At 37.8% G+C, this 6,442-nt stretch carries 3 protein-coding genes and 1 pseudogene; 1 reads left to right on the top strand and 3 read right to left on the bottom strand.

Going from position 1 to position 6,442, the window contains the following annotated elements:
- Positions 1-2,747, bottom strand: a 2,747-nt coding sequence (locus tag EWV84_RS05025) for a pre-peptidase C-terminal domain-containing protein (RefSeq protein WP_287076846.1), incomplete at its 3' end; no start/stop codon positions are given.
- A gap of 281 nt (positions 2,748-3,028) precedes the next feature.
- Positions 3,029-4,402 carry a hypothetical protein gene (locus tag EWV84_RS05020; RefSeq protein WP_287076844.1) on the bottom strand — a complete coding sequence of 458 codons (1,374 nt, stop codon included), beginning with the start codon at positions 4,400-4,402 and terminating at the stop codon, positions 3,029-3,031.
- 328 nt (positions 4,403-4,730) lie between these two features.
- Here EWV84_RS05020 and EWV84_RS05015 point away from each other — a divergent pair, with 328 nt between their 5' ends.
- Positions 4,731-6,191 carry a helix-turn-helix domain-containing protein gene (locus EWV84_RS05015; protein ID WP_287076842.1) on the top strand — a complete coding sequence of 487 codons (1,461 nt, stop codon included), beginning with the start codon at positions 4,731-4,733 and terminating at the stop codon, positions 6,189-6,191.
- 46 nt (positions 6,192-6,237) lie between these two features.
- Here EWV84_RS05015 and EWV84_RS22790 read toward each other — a convergent pair.
- Positions 6,238-6,442, bottom strand: a pseudogene (locus EWV84_RS22790) (hypothetical protein); the annotation flags it as partial.

The raw sequence follows: 6,442 nt of genomic DNA, 5'->3' as shown, positions 1-6,442 counted from the left end.
TGTAATTGATTCCCCACAATCGAGAATGCAGTATTATCTGTATCTCCTGTTCCTGCTATCAAACTATAGGTAAAGCTATTACCAGTATCGGGGTCTGTGCTAGAAAATGTCCCTATCACTGTATTGGGGGCAACATTTTCATTTACTGTGGTCGCACTTAATGTTAAATCCGTCGGAGCAAGATTACCAGGAGTTTCATCGGTGCCAATAGTGACAATAACTGAAGCTTGATCATCCTCATTGGGATTATTGTTGTTCGGAGTAGAATCAGGGTCACCTTCATCGACAGCAATGACTTGAGCCGTATTAGTGAGCAATTGTCCTGAATTAACTGTCGCAGTAATTCCGAGCTTGACGCTCTGATTGGGTGGCATATTCCCGACAGTCCAGATTCCTGTATTGCTATCGTAGCTTCCTAGATCGGCTACAGCAGAAACGTAACTCAATGCTCCTGGTAAAATATCTTTTACTTTGATGACAGTAGCTGTACCAGGACCTTTATTTGTCAGAGTTAGAGTAAAGGTCACTTGGTCTCCAATGCGAGGATTAGAATTATTAACAGTTTGAGTCAACTCTAGATCTGCATCAGGAGAAGTTATTGAATTGACAGTTTTTGTACTGACAAGAGAATTGTTAGATAGATTGTAGTCAAATTCATCTCCAGTGACGTTAGCTGTACTCAAAAGTTCGCCAGAAATAAAGGTACTTAATGTCAGATTTACAGTGACACTCTTACCACTATTGAGTGTTCCTAAATTAGCTGTAACAACACCATTGCTAACACTAACTGAATTATTGCTGGTAACGTTTACCCCAGATGGCAAATTTTCCCTAAGAATCACATTGTTTGCCGTACTAGGACCATTGTTAGTTACGGTTAGAGTGTAAGTGTACTGCTGTCCTAGATCGACTGCTCCTGTAGCGTCAGTTCTCTTTACTGAAAGGTCAGAACCAACGGGATTAGTCGGCGTGAGAGATAGGTTGTAGTTGGTGTCACCTTCATACTGATGTACCCGAACAAAGTAAGTCCCTGCTGCTAAGGCACTAATATCGATAACTTCAGCATCAGTCCCTGATAAATCAGAGGTACTGATAATTTCATCGGAGTCAATCACTCCATCATTGTTAGTGTCCTGAGCAAGTTCTAGGTCAGCATCTGCCGATAGCCCATCTAGCTGTATCCTTAAACCACTGACATTCGCAAGAGAAAAACGGTAATAATCTTCGGGATCGACATTGCCGACAAAATCACTGAAATTGGATGCGCTACTGAGAGAGCCGATATCAAAAGCTGTGCTTGGGGTACTTCCTGCTTGATCGGGTGGGATGACGGCTGGCGTTGCTGATAGGTTGAGGTTGTAGTTTGTATTGCCACTACTGCGAGAAAGCCAGACATAGTAAGTTCCGGTAGCTAATCCATTGATGTCAATCGCTTCTGGGTCATTTCCTTCAGCATCAGATATGGCAATAGTTTCATCAAAATCAATAACTCCATCATTATTAGTATCTTGTCCTAGAGTTGCAATTAGATCGCCTTGATCTAATCCATTAACTTCTAGACTCAAATCGCTCAGTGCAGCCAAGCTAAAGCGATAGTAGTCATCTGGATCGACTTCACCGATAAAGTCAGTTCGGGTTAAATTGGCACTAAGTGTTCCTAAATTCTGAGCATTACTAAGAGTATTACCCGCATTATCAGGGGGAACTGGTAGCGGAGGAACCGTCAGGGAAAGGTTATAGTTTGTATCTCCACTTTTTTGAAAGATGCGGATATAGTAGATGCCTTCATTGATATCCGTAATATTGATGGTTTCGTCATTATTTACGGGTTGGCTAGAATTAGCAATTACTTCATCATCTTGGCGAATTCCATCTTCATTAAAATCCTCAATTAATTCTGTATCGACATCGGCACTAAGTCCATTCAGAACTAAACTAAAATCACGAAGTGTATTAAAGTAAAGTCCCTCAATCTGATTCTCATTTACTGGATTACCTAATGTGAAGCGATAGTAAATCTCAGGATTCGTATTACTGATATTTCCATTAAGAGTTAGATTATCTTCAATTTTACCTAGATCAATAGCATTACTAATGCTATCATTTAAAAGAGTTAGATTACTAAGAGAAACAAGGGGGTTTGGCGTGCTAATTACTGAGCTAATATCTGTCGAGGTGGGAAAAAAATTGATATTTTTTTGACTAAAATTATTGGGAGTTAAAGCAGCACTAGGTGCTTTTATGTCAAGATGAATATGCCCATTATGATTGGGCGTGAACTTGACTCGATTTGTATCTAAGTCCCAAGTACGAGGATCGTTAAAAAGTACTTTGGTTACAGTCGATCCACCCACATTGGCATTTAAAAAAGATGAAATTAGAGTTCTTACTGTCTGAAGATCATAGCCTTTTTTAGGAGTCCCATTGTAATTTTGAAAAGTAGCATTTGGATTATCAACAATCAGCCATTCATTCTGATCTGCTTGATTGTTATTATTAGCATCTACAAATAACTGTCCGATAATTGTTTTATTATGAAGAGTCGAACCTTTGAGTGCTTTTGCTAAATTAGCCTGTGTGGGAGAAGCTGCTTCATATTTATCATTAGCATTTTTGATAATTACTTGTCCATTTGGAGCTTCTACATACCAAGTATTAGTGCTAAATTTATTCTCCTTAAAAAACATATTACCAGGAATATAATTATTGCCATCACCTCGCCCAGCTACATCAATATCTAAATCCATTCCTGCTTCATGTCCGCTGTGAGCAGTAGTATCTCCACCTTTTTTGAGGCTGGCACCATTTAGATTGAAATTGTAGTTATTGAATGAGATAACAACAGATTGAAGAATATTAAATGCCCAATCAGCAGCCCATACTTCTAAAGGTGTGCCTTGAACAATTCCAACTCCTGTGATGGAGTTATTCTTTGTGTGATAATTTTTGCTTATGGAATCGTGAAATGCTTATCGAGCAAGACTTTTAGGGCTATTTTGCGGATATTCCATCAGTATAGACCTCGTTTTCACACAGAAACCAGAAGAGCCCGTGGAGCATTCTGGGCATTGATCAAACCTTTAGCATCTTTGCTGAAGGTTGTATCAGTTAAAAGTTTTCGTGAACTGCCAACAACTGAATTAAATAATTGTATCGCCCATGTAGTATTTCCCCCTGTTACTCCATCAACAACTAAAGGACTACCACCGCTTCCTGGAAATCCCAAATAAGCTAATCGTTGCTCTTGACGATAAATATCTAACTTCTTAGTTCCAACTGTTACTCGATTATCCCCAGTACTAGAAAAATCATCCGTGACATTAAATTTGATAGGGAACTCAATGTTTCCATTGGTAATAGTTAAGGTACTTTCACCCAAGCCAGCATCACTTCTTGGTTGATTTAATTGACGGGGCGTTCCATTAACGGTAGGAACAAAATAAAACTTGCCTTTTTGAAGCTCAGTTTGCCAATTATCAATTTCTGCAACTTTGCCTCTATTATTACTGTTGCTTTTTAGTCCAAACCCATTGGGATTTAACCTCGCAGCTTGGAGTGAAATTCCTCGGTTTGTAAATTCTTTCAACAAGTCAACTTCAACGACATCCCCCAACAAGCCATTAATATTAATTTCAAGGGGAAGGGTTTCTACATCAAAATCCCAAGCAGTTCCCTCAGTTGGAGCAGTAACTTTTACTGTTAATTCATTGGAATTCTTCGTGGCAACTATTCTTTCTCCACTACCCCCTCCACTTTGAAGTCCGACATTACCCGCAATTCGTATACCTTCATAAGTAATTTGAAATTCATCAGGAACTGAATAGTTTTCCCAAGAAAATTTAACCAAGGTAAGCTGAGGTTCCAGTGGCAGTGTATAAACAAATGGAGTTGTTTGTTGACCTCCACTTTCTTGAATGCGTGCCTGCTCAATCTGAACAGCCTGACCATTTACCAATATCGTGGTGAAATCATTCTCTTGCTTTAAAGCTTGCAGTTCCGATTCAGGTAAAGGTATCCCTTGCACCAGTGCAGCAAAAATCTGCCCTTCATCACCCGGAGAATCCGCCGCATTCACCTGAGCATCCACATAATGCCCAATTTCCTCAATTAATATCGCTTCCAACTTATTTATATCACCACTCACCAACCCTTGAGAAAGATAAATCTTCCCCGTCTGCGCCGAAAACGCACCTAATGCGCCTTGTAACACCTCGTCGCCTACCACTTCAATTTCGGGCAAATCAGCAATTAAAGCCTTAAACACCTGACTTGAAACATCTACCCCAAAAACCAAACGCACCTTTTCACTGAACAGAGAATCGTCAGCAAACTCATTGAGTAGGTTAACGACATCAGTAATAGCCTGATTGAGAGTGGGAATAAGCAGAGGATTAGTAGCCATAGCAGTAACCAAAGGTGGATGACAGGGTTAATGTATTCGTGTGAGTTTTGCGTTATTTATTGGAGACCATCTTAACTTAGGAAAAGCGAATTTTGACATCAAAGCCGGGAAATTACCGTAATTTCTTAACAAAGTTCCTAACCTATTAAGATAAATTAACTTAATTGTCGTTGCCATCCTAAAAGCGTTTCCTTGACTTGACAACCAGAAAAAATAGGATTTAAACGGCAGTTATATTACAATTTCTTAACATTAACAACGGAAAAAGTCGGAAAAATCAGAATCAAGCTATGATATAATATCTCAAAGCCTTACCCTGTATAGATAAATGAATGTAAACGAAGCGTTACAATTTGCTGATAGTGTAGTCTTTGAACAAACAGGAAAACATCTGGATGATTTGCAACGCGCTGTAGTTGAGGGAACTTGGCAAAGACAGACTTATGACGATATGGCCAAAAAGTACCAAGTTACGAAAAATCATCTGAGTGATGTGGGGTCTCAATTATGGCAACTTTTGTCTGAAGCTTTAGGTGAGGATATAAAAAAATCTAATTTTTGTTCAACTTTAACAAGATTAAGTGTGCTATCTTCACCAATTATAATACAAAGTAACAACCAACAGAACAATAATCATACTTTTAATTTTGAACTGAAAGAATTAAGCAGAATTGATGAAATTTTTCAGAAAAATAATCAAAACAGCAAATCCCTTAATCACGATTTGACTCTGGCTCCTCAAATAATAAGCTTTTACGAGAGAGAGACTGAACTTAAGACACTTTCTCACTGGCTACTAAACCAAAATATCCGATTAATCTCAGTCTTGGGATTGAGTGGAATTGGCAAAACAGCTTTAGTAAAAAGATTTGTCGATCTCAATTTAGATAAATTTGAATTTATCATTTGGAGAAGTCTAAAATTCCCTAAATCCTTAGAGTTGCTGGTTGACGATATATTGACTACTTGTAATCAATCTACCCATGAGATCATAGCCGATAAATTAAAACAACTATTTGCCATTCTGACAGAGAAAAAATCTCTAATCATCTTAGATGATGTGCAAAATCTCTTTATACCTGGTGTATTCGCTGGTCAATATCAAACTGAATATCAGGATTATCAAAGCTTGTTTAAAATGATTACAGATATTGAACATCAGAGCAATTTAATCTTAATCAGTCAAGAACAATGTGCTGAGATGCACTGTTTAGATGAAGAATTGTATTCAATAAAATACTTAGAGTTATTAGGTATTGATGATTCTAAAATTTTAGAAAATATAGGATTAAATGATCGAGATAGTTGGCTAAAGCTGATTGAACTATATGAAGGAAACTTAGCTTACTTAAAAGATATTGCTAGTTTAATTAAAGATGTTTTTGCTGGCCAAGTAGCTGAGTTTCTAGCAGAGAATAACCTAATTATTACTACAGCAATGGAATCTCGATTAAAACATTTATTTACTAGACTATCTCCCGTAGAACAGCAAATTGTCTTACGATTAAGCAATTTTGAAAATCCTGTGTCTAGGCAAAAATTAAAAGAAACCTTAGAACTATCATCAATGGAATATATTAATGGCTTGCAGTCTTTGCGGGAACGTTATTTGATAGCAACAACTAAGACAGAAAGTATATATTTTAGTTTGTCACCAATTTTTAGGAAATATATAAGTAAATTTGAAGGAATTTCGTCTAGAAATAGCTGTAGTGAAAAACTTTTCTCTAGCACCGAACAGCGACGGATAGGCGAAACGCCCACCGCTACCCGTCATAATATTCTTTAAAGAAACCGCTTATGTTATTTAGCCATTCTTGGGGTGGTCAGGATGATTATCGGAATTGGTGGCGACCTATTTTTCGATGGTTTTTTTTAATTCTCGTCGCTAACGTTCCGCGAGTTATGGCCGAACCTTTAGATAAATCGACTAAATCCTTATCTGGCGAGAGATTTAATTGATTAGTTCGCTCTAGATCGAAAACAGTTGACAAAAATCGCAGCAATGTCTCTCTCTATAAGGGTTTCATCCCTTATAAC

It is taken from the genome of Microcystis sp. M_QC_C_20170808_M3Col (genome assembly GCF_007095505.1).
GTDB lineage: Bacteria > Cyanobacteriota > Cyanobacteriia > Cyanobacteriales > Microcystaceae > Microcystis.
Note: the sequence above shows the minus strand (reverse complement) of the source record. Positions and strands in the feature narration are given on the sequence as shown.